This window comes from Halomonas sp. Bachu 37 (assembly GCF_039691755.1).
Lineage (GTDB): Bacteria > Pseudomonadota > Gammaproteobacteria > Pseudomonadales > Halomonadaceae > Vreelandella > Vreelandella kashgarensis.
On sequence record NZ_CP137552.1, the window covers coordinates 2,795,385 to 2,817,594 of the forward strand.

General features: G+C 56.8%; 15 protein-coding genes and 3 tRNA genes. 8 read left to right on the forward strand and 10 right to left on the reverse strand.

Annotation, left to right across the window (positions count from 1 at the left end; genetic code table 11):
• From R5M92_RS12825 to brxL, 8 genes are all read left to right on the forward strand, one after another.
• Entirely contained in the window at positions 1-1,713 is a 1,713-nt protein-coding gene (locus tag R5M92_RS12825; protein WP_346796346.1) for an ATP-binding protein, read from the forward strand.
• A 158-nt stretch (positions 1,714-1,871) separates the two neighbouring features.
• On the forward strand, positions 1,872-5,270 hold the full coding sequence (locus R5M92_RS12830; RefSeq protein WP_346796347.1) for an Eco57I restriction-modification methylase domain-containing protein: 3,399 nt from the start codon (positions 1,872-1,874) through the stop codon (positions 5,268-5,270).
• Positions 5,271-5,274: 4 nt separating this feature from the next.
• The gene (locus R5M92_RS12835) at positions 5,275-6,969 is read left to right on the forward strand and encodes a DUF262 domain-containing protein (RefSeq protein ID WP_346796349.1); all 1,695 of its coding nucleotides are present in this window, start codon (positions 5,275-5,277) and stop codon (positions 6,967-6,969) included.
• 74 nt (positions 6,970-7,043) lie between these two features.
• The gene (locus R5M92_RS12840) at positions 7,044-8,150 is read left to right on the forward strand and encodes a hypothetical protein (protein ID WP_346796350.1); all 1,107 of its coding nucleotides are present in this window, start codon (positions 7,044-7,046) and stop codon (positions 8,148-8,150) included.
• The gene (locus R5M92_RS12845; RefSeq protein WP_346796351.1) at positions 8,143-9,396 is read left to right on the forward strand and encodes a hypothetical protein; all 1,254 of its coding nucleotides are present in this window, start codon (positions 8,143-8,145) and stop codon (positions 9,394-9,396) included. Before R5M92_RS12840 ends, R5M92_RS12845 begins: the two co-directional genes overlap by 8 nt.
• A gap of 1 nt (position 9,397) precedes the next feature.
• A complete protein-coding gene (locus R5M92_RS12850; protein WP_346796352.1) occupies positions 9,398-11,266 on the forward strand; it encodes an Hsp70 family protein in 1,869 nt (622 codons plus the stop codon).
• A gap of 52 nt (positions 11,267-11,318) precedes the next feature.
• The gene (pglZ, locus tag R5M92_RS12855; RefSeq protein WP_346796354.1) at positions 11,319-13,652 is read left to right on the forward strand and encodes a BREX-1 system phosphatase PglZ type B; all 2,334 of its coding nucleotides are present in this window, start codon (positions 11,319-11,321) and stop codon (positions 13,650-13,652) included.
• A 21-nt stretch (positions 13,653-13,673) separates the two neighbouring features.
• Positions 13,674-15,734, forward strand: a complete 2,061-nt coding sequence (gene brxL, locus R5M92_RS12860) for a BREX system Lon protease-like protein BrxL (RefSeq protein ID WP_346796355.1) — start codon at positions 13,674-13,676, stop codon at positions 15,732-15,734.
• Between the two features lie 168 nt (positions 15,735-15,902).
• On the opposite strand, the gene R5M92_RS12865 is transcribed toward brxL, so the two are convergent.
• The 10 genes from R5M92_RS12865 to R5M92_RS12900 form a co-directional block, all read right to left on the reverse strand.
• Positions 15,903-16,529, reverse strand: a complete 627-nt coding sequence (locus tag R5M92_RS12865; RefSeq protein WP_346796356.1) for a hypothetical protein — start codon at positions 16,527-16,529, stop codon at positions 15,903-15,905.
• Positions 16,530-16,577: 48 nt separating this feature from the next.
• Positions 16,578-16,793, reverse strand: a complete 216-nt coding sequence (locus R5M92_RS16255; protein WP_417338889.1) for a helix-turn-helix domain-containing protein — start codon at positions 16,791-16,793, stop codon at positions 16,578-16,580.
• Positions 16,790-16,987: a helix-turn-helix transcriptional regulator gene (locus tag R5M92_RS16260; RefSeq protein WP_417338892.1), complete on the reverse strand. Its 198-nt coding sequence runs from the start codon at positions 16,985-16,987 to the stop codon at positions 16,790-16,792. Before R5M92_RS16260 ends, R5M92_RS16255 begins: the two co-directional genes overlap by 4 nt.
• A gap of 473 nt (positions 16,988-17,460) precedes the next feature.
• Positions 17,461-17,536: transfer RNA gene (locus tag R5M92_RS12870), tRNA-Thr, on the reverse strand.
• Positions 17,537-17,600: 64 nt separating this feature from the next.
• Positions 17,601-17,675: transfer RNA gene (locus R5M92_RS12875), tRNA-Gln, on the reverse strand.
• A 6-nt stretch (positions 17,676-17,681) separates the two neighbouring features.
• Positions 17,682-17,757, reverse strand: a tRNA-Phe gene (locus R5M92_RS12880).
• Positions 17,758-17,864: 107 nt separating this feature from the next.
• Complete coding sequence (locus R5M92_RS12885; protein ID WP_346796357.1) at positions 17,865-18,137, reverse strand: oxidative damage protection protein; 273 nt, start codon at positions 18,135-18,137, stop codon at positions 17,865-17,867.
• Between the two features lie 29 nt (positions 18,138-18,166).
• Positions 18,167-19,273: an A/G-specific adenine glycosylase gene (gene mutY / locus R5M92_RS12890; RefSeq protein WP_346796358.1), complete on the reverse strand. Its 1,107-nt coding sequence runs from the start codon at positions 19,271-19,273 to the stop codon at positions 18,167-18,169.
• 76 nt (positions 19,274-19,349) lie between these two features.
• Entirely contained in the window at positions 19,350-21,683 is a 2,334-nt protein-coding gene (locus R5M92_RS12895) for an AsmA family protein (protein WP_346796359.1), read from the reverse strand.
• Positions 21,683-22,174, reverse strand: a complete 492-nt coding sequence (locus R5M92_RS12900; protein WP_346796360.1) for an acetyl-CoA sensor PanZ family protein — start codon at positions 22,172-22,174, stop codon at positions 21,683-21,685. Before R5M92_RS12900 ends, R5M92_RS12895 begins: the two co-directional genes overlap by 1 nt.
• Between the last annotated feature and the right edge of the window lie 36 nt (positions 22,175-22,210).

The window sequence follows — 22,210 nt, forward strand, 5'->3', positions numbered from 1 at the left end:
ATGAGATCGAGCCAGGACATCGCGGCCCTGCTGGACGAGCTGGAGTGGCGTATCGCCGACGAGCTTGAAGATCAGGACCTGGACTTCAAGCAGTGGGATAGCAAAAGCCGCGACAAGGCCGTTCAGAAGCTGGTCCAGATGGCCGTCTGTATGGCCAACGGCGGTGGTGGCAGTGTGGTGTTCGGTGTGGCGGATCGCGTAAAGGGGCGCGGCCAGGCCATTCTCGGCGTGCCTCCAGAAATTGACGTCAACCTGCTCAAGAAGGCCGTCTACGACCAGACTGACCCGCATATCATGCCGGTCTTCGAGGAGCTGCGTGTACCCGAAGGTGCCGGGAGGCTCCTGGTCATGCAGGTCTACCCTGGCATGCCGCCCTACACCGACACCCGCGGTGCGGGCACGGTGCGTGTCGGCAAGGATTGTCAGCCGCTGACAGGCACGCTTCGTCGCAAGATAGGCGTCGAAACCGGAGAGACCGACTACACCGCCGAGGCGGTGGCGCCTGCTGACCCCGCTCTATTGTCACCGGTCGCCCTGGAAGCCCTGCGTGACTTGGCCCGCAAGGAGCGTGTGCCGGACGATCTGCTGACACGCTCCGACATGGAGCTGCTCGATGCCTTGGGCCTGGTTCGTCAGGGCAAGCTGACCCGTGCCGCGATACTGCTGGCAGGTAGCGAAGCTGCCCTACGCGAGTATGTGCCGGGACATCACTGGACCTTCCTGCAGATGCAGTCGGATATCGACTATGGCATCCGCGAGGACCGGGTCAGCGCTCTGCCGGTTTCGGTGCAGCGCATCGAAGAGCTGCTGGTCCCGTTCAACCCCATCACGACCGTGGAGCAAGGCATGTTCCACTTCGAGTATCGCACCTGGCCGGAGGTCGCCGTGCGCGAAGCACTGATGAATGCCTTCTGCCACGCTGACCTGCGCATTGCCGGGCCCGTGATGGTCAAGCTCTACTCCCAGCGGCTGGAGATCAGCAACAACGGCGGTTTCATCGCCGGAATCAGTGAGCGCAATATCCTTCACCACCAGCCGGCGGCACGCAATCCGCTGCTGGTCGAGGCACTGACCCGCCTGCGCCTAGTCAACCGCAGCAACCTAGGCGTCAGTCGCATGTTCTCGGCCATGCTGATGGAGGGTAAGGAGCCCCCGGTGATTCGCGAGATCGGCGACTCCGTGTCGGTCATCTTCCTCAAGCGTGAGCTCAATGCGGCCTTCCGCCTATTTGTCGCCGAAGAGAGCCGCAGCGGCAATGCCTTGGGTGTCGACCACCTGTTGCTGCTCCAATACCTGCTTCAACACGCCGAAGTGGACACTGCTACCGCTGCACAGCTCTGCCAACGCAGTGAAGCGGAAACCCGTGAGCTGCTTTCCCGTATGGAGCCGCTTGATTACGTGGAGCACGGTGGCACGGGGCGCGGTGCCTACTGGAGCATTCATCCGAAGCTCTATGACCGCCTCAGACAGGACGGCAACGCCGAAAAGCGGCGCCGCATTGACTGGGATGCGGCCAAGACTCGGGTGCTGAGCATCCTGATGGAGCGCGCCAGGCGCGGCGAACCCGGCCTATCTAACAAAGAGATCCGTCAGATCACCCGCTTCGACCGTAATCAAACCTACCGGCTAATGGCCGAGCTGCGCGAGGAAAACCCGCAGATTCAGCCGCCAGGCAAGGGCAAATATGCTCGTTACGAATACCACAATGAATGATAGCAATGCTCGGCGCATTGATCTGAGCATTAAAAAGCCTCTAATGCTCAAGCCAATGCTCACGAGCAATAAAACGTATCAGTAGGAATATCGGTATGCAGCCACTCGACAAGACACTTCGCAATCAGCTTGATCGCGCCATACGCAAGGCCCGCCCGGTGGCGGAAGAAGCCGCCCAGGCTGTTCTGGAACAGCTCGGCGTGGGCGAGGAAAGCGCCCCAAGCTACTTGAGCGAAGACCAGCGGGCCCTACGCCGCCGGTTGCGCGCTCATGCTCGCAGCCTGGGCGATCCGCTCAAGGACGGCGCCCAGGCGGTAACCCGACTGATCGGGGAAATCGCCTATGAACACTGGCACCGCATGCTGTTTGCCCGTTTTCTGGCCGAAAATGACCTGCTGATGTACGAGGGCGTCGCCATCACCTTGGAAGAGTGCGATGAGCTCGCCGAAGAGGAAGGCTTTGCCAGTGGCTGGGAGCTGGCAGCGCAACAGGCCAGCCACATGCTGCCTCAGGTATTTCGTATCGATAGCCCGGTCTTTGAGCTGACGCTGGCTGCCGAGTATCAGCGCGAACTGGAAAGCCTACTTGCGGATCTTGACCCATCGGTATTCCAGGCCAGCGACAGCCTGGGCTGGGTCTATCAGTTCTGGCAGACCGACAACAAGGAGCGCATCAACCGCTCCGAGGTGAAGATCGGCGCCGACGAGCTGCCCGCCGTCACCCAGCTTTTCACCGAGCCCTATATGGTCAGCTTCCTGCTCGACAATTCCCTGGGTGCCTGGTGGGCCGCCCGCCGCCTGTCGGATGCCGACTTGCAGCATGCTGGAAGCGAACAGGAGCTGCGCGCCAAGGCCAGCTTGCCCGGCGTGCCGCTGGAATACCTGCGCTTCGTCAGAGACGAGGAGACCGGCCAGTGGGTCCCCGCCGCCGGCACCTTCGATGCCTGGCCGCAGAACCTATCCGAGCTCAAGACACTGGATCCCTGCTGCGGCAGCGGCCACTTCCTGGTCGCCGCCCTGCTGATGCTGGTGCCCATGCGCATGGAGCTGGAGGGCCTCAGCACCCGCGACGCCGTGGATGCGGTGCTGCGCGACAACCTGCACGGCCTGGAGATCGACCAGCGCTGCATGGAGCTTGCCGCCTTCGCCCTGGCACTGACTGCCTGGCGCTACCCGGATGCCGGGGGCTATCGCTCATTGCCCGAGCTGCACTTGGCTTGCTCCGGCCTGCCAATCAGCGTGGCCAAGGAGGAGTGGAAGGCATTAGGGCTCGGCAAGAAGAACCTGACCATCGCCCTGGACTGGCTCTACGACAGCTTCAAGGATGCCCCCATCCTCGGTAGCCTGCTCGACCCCACCCGAACCAGCGCCGCCAAGATCGCCCAGTGGGAGGAGCTGTCTGAGACGTTGAATCAGGCGCTTTCCCAGGAAGCTAGCGATGAGCAGCACGAGACGGCCGTGACCGCCCAGGGCCTGGCCAAGGCGGCCACTCTGCTGGGGGACCGCTACCACTGGGTCATCACCAACGTGCCTTACCTGGCGCGTGGCAAACAGCACCCGAGGCTGCAAGAGTTCTGCGCCGATTACTATCCGGCGGCCAAGAATGATCTTGCGACGGTATTCCTCGATCGTTGTCTGGAGCTCTGCGTGGAAGGCGGCACCACCAGCAACGTGCTGCCGCAGAACTGGCTGTTTTTAACCGGTTACACAAAATTCCGGGAAAAACTTCTCAAGTATGACAGATGGCGCCTGGTTGCTCGGTTGGGCGAGGGCGGTTTTGAATCCTCAACTGCTGCTGGAGCTTTCGTAGCTTTGTTTAATATAAGCCGGGGCAATGGCACTGAGCAGTTGAGTGATCTTATAACTTCTGTTAACCAGATTAACCATTTTCAAGGAATAGATGTATCCCAGCAGCGCACATCTTCAAAAAAAGCACTAGAACTATCCCGCACTGAAGTTAAAAGTATCGACCAAAAAGGACAGCTGAATAATCCTAGCTTCATAGTTTCGTTCTCTGCTTATGAAACAAAGTCGCTACTAAGTGATTGCTGTGACACGCTGGCCGGAGCATACGCTGGTGATGGTCCAAGGTTTTTGCGGCAGTACTGGGAAGTTAAGAATAATGGTGATGACTGGGAGTGGAATCAAACTACAGTAAATAGCACAGACCATTTTGGAGGACTTGAACAAATTGTATTCCTTCAACAGGAAAAAGGAGACATGTACAAGCTTTCTCAGCATGTAAAGCATCTAAATCATGCAGCGCAAAACTGGCTGCGAGGAAAGCCATTCTGGGGCAAAAAAGGCATAGCAATAAGCCAAATGAGATCTCTCCCTGTGAGTTTATACACTGGAGCTGTTTACGATACAAATTGTTGTGCAGTAATCGCAAAGAACGATGAAAAACTTTCGGCAATTTTTTGTTTTTTGCAAGATCGATCTTTTGGGATAACTGTAAGAGAAATAGACCAATCACTCAAGGTTACACCTAAGAACTTGCTCAAAGTTCCCTTTGACTTCGATCATTGGGAAAAAGTCGCTGAAGAAAAATACCCCTATGGCTTACCCGAGCCCTACTCCGATGATCCCACCCAGTGGATATTCCACGGCCACCCCTGCGGTTCCGTAGTCTGGGACGAGGCAGCTAAGTGGACCGCCCACGGTCCGCTGCGCACCGACGACACCGTGCTGCAGGTCGCCGTGGCCCGGCTGCTGGGCTACCGCTGGCCAGCGGAGCTGGACCCGGAGATGGAGCTGGCCGAGGAGCAGCGCGAGTGGGTCAAGCGCTGCGAGACACTGCTCGGCCATGCCGACCGCGATGGCATCGTCTGCCTGCCCGCTGTGCGTGGCGAACGCCGTGCCGTGGATCGCCTGGAAGCGCTGCTCGCTGAAGCCTACGGTGAGCAGTGGTCCGCCACCACCCGCAGCAAACTACTGGAAAGCGTCGACCATGCTGGCAAGGACTTGGAGAGCTGGCTGCGTGACAAGTTCTTCACCCAGCATTGCAAGCTGTTCCAGAACCGCCCCTTCATCTGGCACGTCTGGGATGGCCTTAAGGACGGCTTCTCCGCTCTGGTCAATTATCACCAGCTCGACTACAAGGCCCTCGAAACTCTTACCTATACATACCTGGGCGACTGGATCAACGCCCAGACCCGCGCCCAGAAGGAGAGGGTAGATGGCGCAGGGGAGAAGCTCGCCGCCGCCCAGGCGCTGCAAAAGAGCCTGGAGCTGATTCTTGAAGGCGAAGATCCCTACGACATTTTTGTGCGCTGGAAGCCACTGGAAGAACAACCCATCGGCTGGCGCCCGGATCTTAACGACGGCGTGCGTCTGAATATTCGTCCCTTTATGTCCGTCCCCGATGTGAAGAAGAAAGGCGCCGGTGTCCTGCGCGACAAACCCAACATCCATTGGCGCAAGGATCGTGGCAAGGACGTCGAAACCGCTCCTTGGTATGACCTCGGCCCCAGCCTCGGCGGAGCTAAAGGTGACAGGATAAACGACTATCACCTCACACTGGCGGCGAAAAAGAAAGCACGGGAAGGGAAGGAATAAAGCAATGGGCAAGAAAATTAGCGGTGCCGAGTATCCCTTGGCCAAGATATTCAGCTCCGAATTTGAATACGTTATTCCTTCGTATCAGCGGCCTTACGCCTGGACTATTGACCAGGCATCGGAGCTGTTCGATGATTTGTATGACTTCTACCGCTCCGAGGAAGAGGAAGGTTACTTCCTTGGCAGTATTGTCCTGATAAAAGAAGAAGGAAAGCCGCAAGCCGAAGTCATCGATGGCCAGCAACGCCTGACTACGCTCACAATTCTAATGGCTGCCCTTACCTCCAATGTGGAGGGAGAAGACCACGCTACATTGCGTGAGTATATTATAGAGCGGGGGAACAAGTATGAAGGGGTCGCAGCCAAACCGCGCCTCACACTGCGTGAACGTGACCGTGAATTCTTCTCTCGCTATGTACAGAGCTTCAACTTTGAACAATTGCTCGCGCTTGGTGAGCAGTCTCTCGAAAACGAATCTCAGAAAAACATTCAAGGCAATAGCCGGCTGCTGCTGAAGCGGATCTCTGATCGTTTTAAAGCAGACCAGGACCGGCTAAACGACTTCGCCGGCTTTCTATTACAACGTTGCTTTCTGGTCGCCGTATCTACCCCCAGCCAGAAATCGGCCTTCCGCGTGTTCTCGGTGATGAATAGCCGCGGTCTCGACCTGCAGCCCACCGATATCATCAAAGCTGATGTTATCGGCAAACTCCCTTCTGAAACCGATCAGGAAAAGTACAACGAACGCTGGGAGGACATGGAAGTCGAGCTAGGCCGAGGTGGTTTTAATGATCTCTTCGCCTATGTCCGTATGATCTATGCAAAGGAAAAAGCCAAGCGAGCCCTGCTTGAAGAGTTCCGCAACCATGTCTTATCCAAGATATCGACAACGGAGGCCTTGATTGAAGACATACTGGAACCCTATGCGGAAGCGTTATCAGTACTGAGGGAGGTCAATTACCGATCAGATACTGACGCAGAGAAGATTAACAGCTACCTACGCTGGCTCAACCGGATCGATAACTCTGACTGGATTCCACCCGCCATGCTGTTCCTGGCCGAGCAGAAGGACAACCCAGAGTATGTGCTCTGGTTCTTCAAACGTCTGGAGCGCCTCGCCGCTTATATGCATATCTGTGCACGAAACGTCAATGAGCGTATCGAACGCTATGCTTCCTTGATAAGGGATCTTGAGTCGGACCATTGCCCCGAAAAGCGAGTCCAGTCGGTAGAACTTACCGATGCAGAAAAATTGGCGATGGTTAAAGCGCTCAACGGAGACATCTACACCTTGACCGCACGTCGGCGTAACTATCTCATGCTGCGGCTAGATTCTTTCGTTTCGGACGGTGCCGCGTCTTACGACCCAAGCCTTCTGACGATTGAGCATGTCCTTCCCCAAACAGTCTCTGCAGGAAGCAACTGGGAAAAGCTCTGGCCCGATAACGATCAGCGAGATAATTGGATCCATCGCTTGGCAAACCTGGTTCCGCTCAATAAGAGAAGGAACTCAAAAGCACAGAATTTTGATTTCGACGATAAGAAAAATGCTTACTTCCGCGGACGTAGTAATGTTTCTTCCTATGCCCTGACCAGCCAAGTGCTTAACGAACCTACATGGACACCAGAACTGGTCGAGAACCGGCAGGCGGATCTTATGAATGTACTTAAGGAAAAGTGGTCCCTGGATACTGCATGAGCCGGCTCAAAAATAAATAAAGATTTCCCATTTCATTGGGTTACTTGAAAAAATAATACGTAGGGAGGCCTGCCATGGCCAAGATTATCGACGCAGTGGACCCCGGCAATGCCGGGGGAAGTGTGCTGATCCCGGAAATGCCCACTACACCAAACCGGCAGGTACTTCGCAAGTGCCCCAAGTGTGAAAAGGCTTTTGCTTCTCGTGAAGAGTGTCGTCAGCATATTTTCGATGCGCATCCGGCCAAGCGTCCGCAACTGGTGGTAGACAACCAGATGGTGACGGAACGAGACCATGTCATCTGCGCGCCGTTTCTACCAGATGACTGGATCATTCAGCAGGCAGAGCAGATCATCATTGATCAACAACCCATGACTGATTCTGCGGCATGCCAAACATTGAGCAAACTAACCTCCGGCTTTCACCACGTTCAGCTGAAAAGCCATGATTTTGTGGTGGATTACCATATTGAATTTTGTATCCCTGCAGAAGAGCAGTTGGTGGTAGTAGAGAAGACATTCAGCATGCTGTTAGTCAACCAGCCGTTGGTAAGCGAGCGGATCGGCCATTTCATTGATGTGGCCAAGCATGAGCACGGCGCCAGCCACTATATCGAAGGGATAAGCGATTTCCTTTATGGCGTACTGTCCAAGGATCAGCGGGGCTATACGGGACTGGTCTTTCAGGAACACACAGCGAAGTTCCATGCTGCCAAGCAGGCACTTCGCTTCATAGACAGGCCGCTTGCTAACCTTATCAAGGCCTTGGTCAACTTTAACGATAATGCTTTTGCTGCAGCGCTTGCCCTTCGCCCCCCGGGGCAGATTGCAGCGGCGTGTCGAATTCTCGATGGGCTGAGGGGTGGAGAAAGCCGACGGCCCCCTGAGGATCTTTTAACAGCAGGCAACCAATTGCCCGTCGATATCGCCACCGCAGAGATTATACGCTTCTGTCACCTGCCTTTGGCCGAACAGCTAGACCAGGCCTTTACGCTGGAACACCTGGCTGGCAAGCGAACCACCCCACCCCACGACCGGGTAAAGATCCAGGCTCTGCTGATGAATACATTCTGGGAAGCCGGTCAGTTTACAGAAGCGGTACGCTGGGCAAAGCCGCTCCGCCATAACCCTCTGTTCGAGGAGCTGGCAAACAAGATTATCGAGGAAGCTGGTAATGACTGACTCCAGAAAGGATGAAAAGCAAGGTCCGAGAATCTTTAACAGGACGACAGGTGAAGAAGCTTACGGCATTTCTCGTGGCAAGCAGCCGCGTCAGTCAACCAGCATGACTGATCAACAGAAACCCGTTTCGTCTGGAAGCACGTCTTTAGATGAAAGCTCCGCTTCAGACGGAGAACAAGCCATTGGCACTGCCAGCGGAAAAAAACCGGCTACTGATAAACGCAAGGAAAGGTCTTCTCTCACTCGCGTCTACGATATCGTCAAGCGCTTTTATTCTTCGACGGGCATGCAGAAGAAGATTCCAGAGCCCGCATTGAAGAAACTGGAAGAGCGCAGCCTTTCCGAGCCGCAGCATCAGGAACTATTGGAGCTAGCACAGCGTGAGGATGTATCACTTGCCAGAACTGTCAACCTGGCCTTCGCTGCCTTCGAGATCCAGAGCAACCGGACCATCAGAGATCTGCTGCTAAAATTCGCCATCGATGCAGGACGGAAGGGATTTGACCTGCCTATGGAAAGCCAGGATGAATGGCTCCCATTAACAGAAGATGATCGCCTTCCTATTGCTGAATTATTCAAGCGCTACGCAACCCGAGCAGAACTGATCAAGGCCTCAAGCGAACCCGCCAAGGAAAAGAAGGAAAGACAGGCCAAGCTACATAACCTTCTTTACCTCAGCCTAATATGGCAAGCCAGCCTGGGGTGGGCCAGCGAAGAGGATGTGATGCGCTTCCTCCGGGCCGATCGAATCTTCGAGACACGTACCCATTACCCCAGCCAAGCCATTGAGGCACTGCTTAAGGCAGCGTATGGCCATTCAGCTGCCGACTTCTCCCCCATCGGCTGGCTGTCCCGGCAGGTCGAAATAACAGGGTTACGTCAATCGAGCGAACTGGAGCGCCTCCAGCGAGAGGTGGAAAAGCTCAACAGCCATCAGACACGAGCCCTTGAGGAGCTGGAGCGGCGGCGACAGGAGAACACCTCACTTGAAGAACAGAAGCGGCAGCTTGAAGAGGTGCTCAACCAGGAGAGGCGCAACGCCCAGACAGCCAGCGTGCATCTGAAAGATGACAAGCACAGGTTACGCTCGCAGGTTACCAAGACACTGAAAAATGAAGTACCAAGACTGGAAGAGGCCTTGGTGGCACTACAACGCGATCCGCCCAAGCTGCATATCGTGTCGCACTACGTTGAAGAAACTTTAAACAATATTAAGAAAGTTCTGCGCGAGACTGAAGGAGAATAGAATGGAAGTCTTTGGCTTCGATTTCGGCACAACCAACAGCTTGATCAGCTACATCCAGGGTAATCGCTCTGTCATTTTTGACCAGGGCAGTGACGAACCCCACCCCTCAGTAGTTTGTTATGAGGGAGACAACGTTATCTGCGGCGCAGCAGCCAAGAAGCGCCTTGCCACGCATGAAATTGGCGTTATCGGTAATGTGGTGCGCTCGCCCAAGATGCTGCTCGGACGACAGAATATTCATGTAGATGGCGTGCCGAGAAGACCCCGCGATATGGTCGCTGACATCGTGAAGCATGTTATTTCTGCCACTGAAGGTGATGATCGCTACGAACTTGCCCATGGCATTGCTCGTGCTGTTATAACTATCCCCGTGGACATGGATGGGGCGAAACGCAAGGAACTGCGAGAAGCCTTTCGCCAGGCCGGGCTAACAATAGAACAATTCGTTCATGAGCCGATGGCGGCTCTGTACGGTTACCTGCGCAGCAAGCATGACCCAGAGAACGAGATTCGACGTCTGGAGGGCCAGTATGTGCTGGTCTTCGACTGGGGCGGCGGCACGCTGGACCTGACGCTCTGCCAGATGCAGGACGGCATGCTGATCCAGGTCCGCAACGATGGCGCCAATGATCTGGGAGGCGATGTCATGGACGAGGCCATACGTCGCGAGATCGAGAAGCGCGCCGCAGACGCTGTCGGAATCGAAATGGGCCAATCCGACATTGATCCTGGAGCCAGCCTGCGCTTATTAGCCCGTGCCGAAGAAGCCAAGATCAAGCTTTCCACGCAGGAACAGGAGCCTATCTTCATCCCCGGCTACTTCCGTAACGAAGTGCCGGACCCGGATATCGATATTATGCTGACCCGGGACGACCTGGAGGCAATCATTGGCCAGAAGGTTCGTCAAGGGGTGCGGCGAGCCAAGGCGTTGATTGAGGAGGCCGAACTGACAGCGTCGGATATCTCGCTTTGTCTGGCAACGGGTGGTGTTGTTAATATGCCGGCGGTCAAATCTGGACTTTACGAGATGTTCGGGGCCACACGTGTGGAAATCTCTGATCGTGGTTTTTCGATCATCTCGGAAGGTGCGGCCTGGATTGCCCATGACCGGGCTCGGCTGAGGCTAGCTAAGAACATCGAAGTACATACCGCTAAGAGCAAGTATTTCCCAGTCATTCGTGCCGGTTATGAAATGCCGACCGAGGGTGAGTTCAGCGAAGCCGAGAAGCTGACCCTCTACTGTACTGACCCGCGGGATGGTGTCGGCAAAGTTACCCTTTTATCTCCTAACCGCCACGGTAGACACGCCCAAACCAACGATAGGCGACATACGCTAGCCAGCCTTAACGTCAAAGTTAATTCCTCAATGGATCAGCTCTTCGAACGGATCATCCTCAGGCTGGAAGTTGACGAAAACTTGATTCTGCACGCAGCGGCCAAGTCGGCGATCAAGGGAGATAGTGACCGTGCTGAAATCCATTCATTGGAATTTGGGCTGGATATCATGCAGGGCATCACTGGCCGAACCGTCATGAAAACTAACGATGAATGCAAAGTGGATGCTTTACCAAAAAAGCCTGCAGGTCGTAGCGGACAGCCAGCCCACCCGCAAGGCGGCATCATGCTGCGACCTAACATTGCAACGCATGAAGATATCACTCTGGTACCCGGTGAGGCATTGATTATCAAGCAACTTGGTAAGCCTGGCGGGCATTTCAGCCGTATTGAGGAACTGACCTCGACCCAACGCAATGAGCGTGCCTGGTATGTCCGCTGCAGTTACTGCAACAGCATGGCAGGTGACCCGAAGTGCCGGTGTCTATCGGGCCAGTCCGGCAGCAAGGTCAGCAGCTTCCGTATCGGATCTTAGGGTCCTGTAACATGTCGCCATTATTTTAACGGCAAGGGGAACATCTCACAGCATGGCAATCTTGCAACGACTGGCAGCAACCATTCGCAGCGCCGCTGCCTACAACCCAGACGTACAGGCCGCCCCAGCCTGCATTCTATGGCCGGACCGTGAGCGTCTCTGGGAGACGGCTATCCCCCAGCTTCAGGCTGAGATGCCCGAGCTGCTGGTACTGGGCGATTATGCCCCTGAGGCCAGGCGCGGCCCGGCCATCTGGCTACGCTGTGCCATTGCCAACACGCTCGAAGATATCTCGTTACCAAACGATCGAACGCCAATTCTCTATTTGCCGGGCGTGGGCCGCCAGGATCTCCGTGCCGTCAGCGAGTGTCCCGAATCGCTCAAGCCACTGGCTGAGCTTCAGTATCGTGGCGTGCTCTGGTCGCAGGTCAATGCCAAGGACTGGACTCCCCGCGCCTTCCTCGCTTCCAGCCAGGGCGGCCTAGGCATGGAGGTGGCAGGGGACGCCGCGACTCGAAAGGCCCTACTGGCCGCCCTGCCCCGGCTGCTTCAGGAAAAGCAGGCCAATTTGGAAGGTCGCCACCTCGATGCAGACGTGTTCAATACTCTGCTGACTGGTGGAGACCCAGTTCGTGACCTGCTGGAATGGCTGAGCCAGCCTGACATCATGCGAGCCAGTTGGCCCAACAATGAGTGGCAAGCCTTCTGCCAGGTGTGCAATTCCCAGTTCGGCCTCCACCCGGAACGCCAGAGTGCGCTGGAAGCTGTAGAGCAACTGATGCGTCGCCAAGGATCATGGAAAACCGTCTGGTCCAGATTCAGCGAAGCGCCACACCGCTATCCGCAACTTATCGAGCAGATCCGTCAGCTTCCCCCACCCGACCTAGGCCTGTTCCCCGACCCCGCAGAAATGGAGACATGGCCGCAGCTTAATCGGCAGCAGGAAGAGGATCTCTACCGGGCGCTGTGTGAGTTGAGTAACATGCCGGCCCACCAGGCCCGTGAGCGTTTGGCTGAGCTAGAGGCGCAGCACGGCATGCGACGCGATTGGACTTGGGCGGAGCTCGGCGAGAGCCCGCTTGCCATGGCGCTATTACCGCTGCATCAACTGGCTAACGTGACACGCCTCAGTCTGGCAGGTGGCCAGGCCGAGGACATGCACAGGGCCTACGTGCAGGAAGGCTGGCAAGCCGATGATGCTGTGCTAAAGGCCTTGGCCGAGATCACCGGACAGCGCGAACAGGAGGCCATCTTCACTGCAATCCGTACCGTCTATCTACGCTGGGCCGATGAAGCCGCTCGTCATCTTCAGCAGGTATGGCAGCCGGGCGTGGATGGCCTGAAGCGTGGCGAGCTTTCTCCTCATTCCCGCCAAGGGGAATGTGTCCTGTTCGTCGACGGTCTACGTCTGGATTGCGGTAAACGCCTGGCCCGCCGGCTCTCCCAAAGGGGCTTGGACATACAGGAACATACCACTTGGGCCGCGCTGCCCAGCGTCACCGGTACCGGTAAGTATGCCGTGGCACCAATCCTGGGGAGCAGTGCCATCCAAGAGGAGCCAGCGGTCTATCAGTTCACTCCGATCACGCACCACCTCTTTAAGAAGCTACTGCGCGACAATGGGTGGCAGGTTCTGGAACGCCGCCAAGTCGAGCAACTGCACAAGGAAACGCTGGATACGTCACAGCCAGCGTGGTGTGAATTCGGCGATATCGATCATGCTGGTCACGAGCGTGGCTGGAAGCTGGCCCAGCATGTCGATGACATGCTTGATGAGGTTGCCGAACGCATCCAGGCCTTACTGGCCCAGGGCTGGCCGCAAGTGCGCGTGGTGACCGATCATGGCTGGCTGCTACTGCCTGGAGACCTGCCCAAGACCGAGCTTTCAGCGAGCCTGGTGGAATCCAAGTGGGGGCGCTGTGCCCAGATCAAGGCTGGAGCCCATACAGATGCGGCCCGATTCCCTTGGTATTGGAACGAGCATGAGCACTTCGCTTTGGCCGAAAGTATTTACTGCTTTAAGGCTGGCGAGACCTATACCCATGGTGGCCTGAGCTTGCAGGAATGCGTCACACCGGAACTGGTCATCACTGGCAACGCCGGTCCCAGACCCTCAGTGCTGATCGATGATGTTGTCTGGAAGGGGTTGCGCTGTACGCTGGCAGTCGAAGGGAACAGTGAAGGATTGCTTCTCGATTTACGCCGTCACGCTGGCGATCCTGCCAGCAGCCTAGTCCTCTCGGCCAAGCCCTTCAAGGCCGGAGGCAAGGCCTCTGTAGTGATAGAGGACGATGATCTAGAAGGTGAAACCGCCCAGGCGGTCATACTGAACGATAACGGACAGGTGGTAGCGCAACGCTCTACCACGATTGGTGGCGAGAAATAATTACAAGGCTGGGGAGACCGCATGGAACTCGATGAACTGGATCGCAAGGCCGCCGAGCTGCTGGATGGCTTCTTGGTGCGCAAGGACCTGGTGCGCACTTTCGCACGCCAGTTTCCGGTACCGACCTATGTAGTGGAGTTCCTGCTGGGTCGTTACTGCGCCAGTACCGATCCCGAGGAGATTGAGGAGGGATTGGAGGTCGTCCAGCGCCAACTCAAGTCGCGTACTATCAAGGCTGGCGAGGAAGAGCTTTTCAAGGCACGTGCCCGGGAGAAAGGCGAGATCAAGATCATCGACCTGATACAAGCACGCCTGGACACGAAGAATGATACCTATGTGGCCAGCCTGCCTAGCCTGCGCCTGAATGATGTCCGCATTCCCGACGACCTGGTCAGTGAGCATGAGCGCATGCTCACCGGAGGCTTCTACGCCGAGTTGACTCTGGAATACGATGCCAGTATCGCTCAGGAGCAAGGTGGTCGCCCCTTTGGCATTCGCGCTCTACGCGAGATCCAACTCTCCAAGCGCGATGTAATCGATGAACTGGCACGAGCCCGACAGCATTTCACTACCGAAGAATGGAAGGCCTTTCTGCTGCGCTCTACGGGCATCGAGTCCAGCTCACTTACGTCGCGGCAGATGGATGCCCTACTGCTGCGCATGGTGCCCTTCGTGGAGCGTAACTATAACCTGGTGGAGCTGGGGCCCCGCGGCACCGGTAAAAGTCATCTTTTCCAGCAAGTATCGCCCTATGCCCACCTGATCTCGGGGGGTAAAGCGACTGTTGCCAAGATGTTCGTCAACAACGCCAACGGCCAGCGAGGCTTGGTGTGCCAGTATGACGTGGTCTGCTTCGATGAAGTCTCCGGCATTTCCTTCGACAACAAGGATGGCGTGAACATCATGAAGGGCTACATGGAGTCGGGCGAGTTCTCTCGTGGCAAGGAGAGTATCCGTGCCGACGGTTCCATCGTGCTGGTGGGTAACTTCGATGTCGATGTCGAACACCAACAGCGCATTGGCCATTTGTTTGGACCGCTGCCGGAGGAGATGCGCCACGACACCGCCTTCATGGATCGTATCCACGCCTTCCTGCCAGGCTGGGACGTGCCCAAGGTCAGCAAGGAGCTCTTGACCGATCACTTCGGCCTGGTCAGCGATTTCCTCTCGGAGTGCTGGTCTCAGCTGCGCAATCAGAGCCGCGTCTCCCAGTGGCAAGGGCATGTCTATTTTGGAGGCGCCCTGTCAGGGCGCGACACCAACGCAGTAAACAAGACTGCCAGCGGCCTGCTCAAGCTCATTTACCCAGGCGATGACCTTATGCCTTCGCATGATGACTTGGAATGGTCCATTCATATCGCCATGGAGGCGCGCCGGCGAGTTAAGGAGCAACAAAAGCGCATCGGCGCGGCTGAGTTCCGCAACACCCACTTCAGCTACACCATGGGAGAGGATGGCGTCGAAAAATTCGTCGCCACCCCCGAACTGCAGAGCGACAACAGTATTGGCAGTGATCCACTGGAACCCGGCCAGGCCTGGACCATCAGCCCAGGAGGCCAAGCCAGCACTGGCCAGGAGGAGCATCCAGGGCTGTTTCGCATCGAAGTCAATGAAGGCCCCGGCTCGGGCGTGAAAATCCTCAATAAGCCGGTCCCACCAGCCTTCCGCGAAAGCATCGGCTATGCCGAACAGAACCTCTACACACGCGCCGGACAGTTGGTGGGCGACAGGGAGCCCCGCCAGCATGAATTCACCGTGCAGCTGCGTGCCTTTGACGCCGCCAAGTCCGGTAGCAAGCTTGGTGTCGCAGCACTGATCGCCCTGAGTTCGGCAACGCTCAAGCGCAGCCTGCGCGGCGGACTGATCGTGGTCGGGGAAATCAACCTGGGTGGCTCCATAGAGCCGATCCATAACCCAGTCACCTTGGTCGAGATCGCCGTGGAAAAAGGCGCCACAGCGATCCTGATGCCAGTCACATGCCGTAAGTTGCTGTTCGACCTCTCTGATGAGATGGCTACCAAGATAGATATTCAATTCTACTTGGATGCCAAGGATGCGCTTTTCAAGGCTCTTGGGGAGTAGCTTGAGCTTGAGCAAATTTGACCATGTCAGACATCTTCTGCCTTGGGACTATAGCTAGCAAGCTGAGCCATGCCATTGCGAGCCCTACAGATGGATAATTTCATATTTTGAAGAGCTTCCTGGCCAGTCACATTTTCGACGCTTTTGGGAGCTTCAGGTGCTGAGCAGTCAGCCTCCTGCGTTGAGCTCGCGCCTACTGGAGCTTTCAGCGGGGCGAGGCGGCTTATCTTTTTTAATTTCCCCAAGTGGCCCGACGCGCACCGACCATTCATCTTCCCAACCGTAGTCCCGCAGCCACTTGGCGGGGAAGGGGATGAACTGACCACTATTTTTGCACCAGTCATGGGAACTCTTCGCCTGTTCAAGTACCGCCAGCATTTTTTCGGTGAGAGCTTCATCCGGCGCAATGCTCTTCCAAACCTCAACCGCTTCTCGCTTGCCACGGCCTTTGGGATAGGCTGACCAGAATCGAGCAAACCGCTCCTCCTGGTCAGGGTCCTGCAATAGCGCCACACATGTGATGGCGGGAGCAGTAACGGTCTCCTCCTCATTCAACTCCGATGCTGGGGAAGAGGAGGCATGTTCTCTTTTTGTTCTTTGTCTGTTCTGAACGGGTGGTTCACCCGTTCCTTTGTGGTCATAAGGCCCGCCTTTTCTAAGAGAATCACCCGCCATTTCGAGGCGTCTGGCGGGTAAGCTGCCCGCGGTTTTCGTATCCGCCTCTTCTTCGCCGCCAACATCATTATTTTCGGGCTCCTCTATACCAAGGTTGCGAGGAGGGGGGAGTCGATACACTGAGCGCACTGCGCGGCCCGCACCCCGCTGTGTCTGGAGCCAGCCGAACTATTCTAAGCTCCTGAGCGTGCGCTGCAGGTCGCGACGGTCAATTCCAGTCAAGCCAACCAAGGTACTAAGATACAGCCAACAGACAAACATTTTGTTCGCATGTGAATACAGGATGCCCAGCACACGCAGGTGACGAGCATTCAGCCGCTTGTCCATAAAAACATTAGATGGAACCAGACCAAACGGGGGAACCTTAGAAGGATCCACGCTCATTCCTGGTCCTCCCGCACGGCTGCCATCTCCATCGATTTCTCATACGAAGCGATATCGGCTTCCCGCCAGCGAGTGCAACGCCTCCCCAAACGCACAGGAGCGGGAAAGCGTCCCTCCCTCACCCAGCGCCACAGGGTGCACCGAGCGATTCCATAGCGATTAGCCAGCTCGATAACTGAAAGATACTTATCCATAGAAGCGAACCTAACTCATTGTTTAACATTTGGTTAGGTTAAAGAGCTATGCACTCTGCATGTCGCGGCTAATTAGCCCGATTGGCGAATTACCCGCCTTTTTACGCGTTTCGCAAGCAAGATTCTCGTCCGTACATACGCCGGGCCCCTCAGGGGCCACACCAAGATCGTAGCAGGAGTAGCCTCTAGTCGGTGTCTAGGGCCAAGCTGAATCAGGGTGACTAAACTTACGAATGGCTTTACGATGACGCGGTAGATAAAGGAGAGCACATGACGCCGGTTAGTGACCGGGGGATTTTCAGCACTGCTTACGGCCAGTGGAGGAAGCCGGCAATCCGGAACGAAACCAGCCAGATAGAAACGGCACGCAAAGCGGCACGCAAATCAGCTACAAAAAAAGCGGGCACAAAAAAGCCGCCCTGGTAGGCGGCTCTTTCATGTTCATGAAGCTACTGATTTTTAACCACTTTAAATGGTGCCGACACCAGGAGTCGAACCCGGGACCTACTGATTACAAGTCAGTTGCTCTACCAACTGAGCTATGTCGGCGATCAGCATCTTGCTGCACAGCGCTGTTGTGTCCGACACAACAAGCATAAAATCATGTTGACAGTGGCTGGGGTACCAGGATTCGAACCTGGGAATGCCGATACCAAAAACCGGTGCCTTACCACTTGGCGATACCCCAGCAATGTGGTGGCCAGAGACGGAATCGAACCGCCGACACGGGGATTTTCAATCCCCTGCTCTACCAACTGAGCTATCTGGCCGCTGCCAACGGTGCGTATTAAACAAGATTCCCGAGTTTTCGTCAACAGTTGAGTAAGACTTTCTTTCCCGGGCCTTTCCTACCGCTCTATCTTCGGAGTGCGGGGCTTCAGGATGAGGGAGGAACGTACCCTTCGGCCTGATCGGTGTCTTCGTTGGCAAAGTAGCGCTCCATCTGCTCCATCAGATACTCACGCGCATTCGGCTCCAGCATGTTGAGATGCTTCTCATTGATCAGCCGGGTCTGCAATGCTTGCCAATCCTCCCATGCCTTGCGTGAAACGGTGGCTTGAATCTCCATGCCCTTCTTGCCGGGCAGGGGTGGAAACGGCAGTGCCTCCAGCTCTTTCTGGTATTTTCGGCAGAATACGGTCTGGGTCATGCGGCTCTCCTCGGCATGGCAGTTTTAGGTTACCCACCTCTTTTTCCAGGCGAGTCCTGAGGTTTTAAAGCAAAAGGCGCTTGTCGCTCCAGCAACAGCTTCACCGGGGCGGCTACCCCGAGCGCTGGAGGGAACTCGGGATCGTACCAGCATCCGCCTTCACGCACGGCATCCAGCCTATCGCAGCGAACGGGCTGTGGGATAATTTCCAGGCGAAAGTGACTGAAGGTATGCGTGAAGACAGGTTCTGGAGAGCTAACGATGGCGCCCGGCACATGCTGGTCGAGCCAGGCCCGCAGGCTCATCTGGTCGTCGAACTGAGGCGGGGTCCATAATCCGCCCCAGACACCAGCGGGAGGTCGCTGTTCGAGCCATATCCGCCCCCTGGCATCGTTCAGCATCAACATCCAGGCGCGGCGTACCGGAAGCGTCTTCTTGGGCTTGGATTCGGGGAAACGTTTCTGCTCCCCGCGGACATTCGCTATGCACACATCATTGAATGGGCATCGACTGCATTCAGGCTGCCCCCGTCGGCACAAGGTAGCGCCGAAATCCATCACTGCCTGGGTGTAGTCGGTCAGGCGGCAAGAAGGAGTATAGTGCTCCGCCAATTCCCACAGCTTGCGCTCCACCCGGGGCTGACCGGGCCAACCGGGAAGCGCATGAAGCCGGCTTAGCGTACGCTTCACGTTACCGTCGAGAATGACCGCCCGGCGTCCGGTACTCTGGGCGATGATCGCACCCGCCGTGGATCTGCCGATCCCGGGCAGTGCCAGCATGGCGTCCATGTCATGGACCGGCAGTTCGCCATCATGCTGTTGCACCACTAGTCTGGCAGACTTGTGCATATTTCGCGCCCGAGCGTAGTAGCCCAACCCCGTCCACAAGTGCAGCACTTCGTCCTGTTCGGCCTCGGCCAGGGCTTCGATAGTGGAAAAACGACCCATGAAGCGTTCGAAATAGGGCAGCACCGTGGCGACCTGGGTTTGCTGGAGCATGATCTCGGAGACCCAGACCCGATAGGGGGTGCGTGGTTTCTGCCACGGCAAGTCATGCCTGCCATGGCGGTCGAACCAGGCCAACAGGCGCTGCTGGAAATCTTCAGGTGCCATGACCGGCGCCGGCTCGTCCGTCATGTTGGTCCTCTAACGTGTAGGCAACATAAAAAGCGCCGGCGATTAAGCCGGCGCAAGGGATGTCCTGCATGAACATTCAATCAAACAGACTACGCAACCCGTCACGAAGTTCCTGAGCGGCGCCTTCGCCCAAGCGTCCATCCAATTCTTTCACGGCATCATCCAGGCGCTCCTGGATGAGTTCTTCGCCGCGTTGACTGGCCTCGCCACGCAGTATTCCCACTACATTCTGCTGGAAGGCCTTGCCGTCGAATCGGCACCATTCATTCTGGGCATCGCTTAGCTGACCTTCACACAGTATGGGCAATTGGATGCTTGAAAGACGTGGATTCACCCGGCAGGCAGCATCGGCGGTATCGTCCAGATGAGCAGCCGCGCGTGCGTGAAAACGCTGAGTACTCAGGTCAAGATCTCCCTCACCCCGCATTTCGATGCCCGGCAGGGTGATGACGAGATCATCACTGGTGATCACGCCGTTACGTATGAAGAAAGTCGCATCGAAACGATCGAAGCGGGTATCGCTGTGCCAGTCGCGTACGGTTCCCTCGCCTTCCAACTGGGCGACGAACTCACAGACCTGGCGCGGGATATTGATGTCCATGATCGCCCCCTCGCTCAGCCTGGCATCAAGTTCACCGTTGAGGTACCGCTCAAGGGATTCGCGGCTATTCCCCCGCGTCGTCAACTCGCCTTGAAGGTCGATACGTCCGCGCAGCGGTGAGTTCTCTTCTCCCATCGCTTCGAACAATGGAGCCACCTGGACCCGGGTGATATCGGGGTTGAGTGACCAGCGTATCGGCGTTTCACGGCTATCCAGTTCGCCTGTGGCCTGCAACTGACCACCGTAGAAATCCGACTGGAACTCTGTCATTCGATGTAGACCGGCCTCACCTTCGAGTGCAAGAGTGGTATCGGTAAACGCCAAGCCGCCCAGCGTCAGCTGTTGCATGGTGAGCCGGCCATTGAGGGCCAGCGGAGAAAGCCAAGGCGTGGATAACGACGACGGCGCCTGGGCGTAAGCGCGGGAAAGCATGCCGCCCAGTACGGCCTGGGACTCGTCCGGTGCATCATGCGGCAAGTAGTTGTCCAGATTGATCTGGTCACCTTCCAGAGCAAATCCCAGGCGCGGTGATTGCAGACCGACCTGCAGCTGACCGGTCAAGGTGGTTTCATCCACCACCAGCGACAGGCCCGAGAGCTCGACGTGCCGGGTATCGCCCTGCAGGGGACTCGTCAGCGCCACATCGCTCAGCGCGGCTTCGCTGGCGGTATCGAGCTCTACGCCGGCACGCCTGAGCCACGGCCGCAAGTTGAATGGGGCGGCGTTGAGTTGCCCGCTGTATTGCGGATTTTCACGCAGCCCCTTCAGATTCAAATGGCCGCCCATACGTAGTCCATCGGGTCCGGTCAGTTGAAGGTTCTGCAATTGCACCGTAGCAGCATCCCAATCGACTTCCAGAGCGAAAGCCAGGCTCATCGCCAGGTTGCCCTGCCAGTTCTCAGGATGGTGGAAACCGCCGTCCAGTACCCCTTCGTCAATGCTGAGCTGTTGGTTTTCGGCATCGACCACGATCTCCGCGGCCCGCAACTTGAGTTGCTGAGCATTTTCCTGTCCCCGGCTCTTGAACTGGCTGGTCAGGTTGATGCTTTCCAGTATGTAACGTTGGTCCGCCAAGGCCAGTTTCATGCGGGTTTCCAGATTGATGTCGCTGGCGGTATCGGGAATTCGCTCCAGCATCTCGGCATCGAGTCGGTTATGCGTTACCAGGGTGAACATTGCCTTGAGGGGGAAAGCTCGCACCGGATTGACGTTGCTGCCGGACACATTCAGCTTCTGCAGATGGTAGAGCTTGTTGGTCACTTCATCGCGAAAGCGAATGTCGGCATCCTTGAACTGGACGTTGGCAATACTGAGCACCACGTCTAGATTACCGGCATCGGCATGGGGACCGGCACTCGCCGGGGCGAGTACGGCTTCGGCTTCTTCTCCCTGTCCGGCAAGGCGATCGAGGAGTGGTTCCCAGTTCCCGTTGCCCTCGGCGTCACGTTTCAGGTTCAGACGCAAGCCTTCGAGGGTCAAACCATCCACGGCGATTTCGCCGCGCAACAGCGGAGCGAACGCGAGGCTGACCTCGGCCTGGCGGATTGCAGCGAACTCCTGGCCCTCCCCTTCGCGCCCGGGCATCCAGGCTTGCGCCTGTTCCACGCTGACGCCGATTCGCGGGTAGAATGACCAGCTCAAGGGGCCGTTCAGTGCCAGTTGAAGGCCGGTGTGCTCCTCGACTACCGCCGTGAGACGCGGCTTGAAATCCTCGGGATCGAGAAAGGTGGTGACATAGACCACCGCACCTACCGCCACAATGGCAAGCATTCCTGTTGCCGCCAGTAATATTCTCAACAAACGCTTCATCATTCTTTTCCTTGTGGCACAAGCTCGACATAGTCGCTTTCATCAACTGAGTTCATCGCTTCAGACGTCGCCGCTGCAGGACTCGAAGTCGCCACGGGACGATAGCCGAGCTTGGAGAGCAAGACCCGATCGGCGAAAGGCAGCGAACGCGTTGCGATACGCAATACGCGGCGCTCTTCAGCGGCCCGGTCTGCCATCAGTGCCATGAGGCGTGTCCCGACACCGCGGCGACGAGTCGTCTTGCGCACGCAAAGCTGCGAAAGCCACCAGGCATCGGGCACCACCTCCACCACGACCGCTCCAAGAAGGCGCTCGTTGAAAAGGGCGCAGGCAAAGCAGTGGCCGGCCGCCAGGTGCTGCTCGATGAAGCGGGTGGCGCTATTGGCAATACGCTCCTGAGGCGCATCCTGGTAAATTCGTTCGAGGTCCAGGCGCTTCTGAGCATCAGCCTCCCAGACCGATTGATCCACGTATTGAAGCGTCACCGGCATGATGCAGTTCCTCCTGGTCAAGGCCACCTCGCTGCG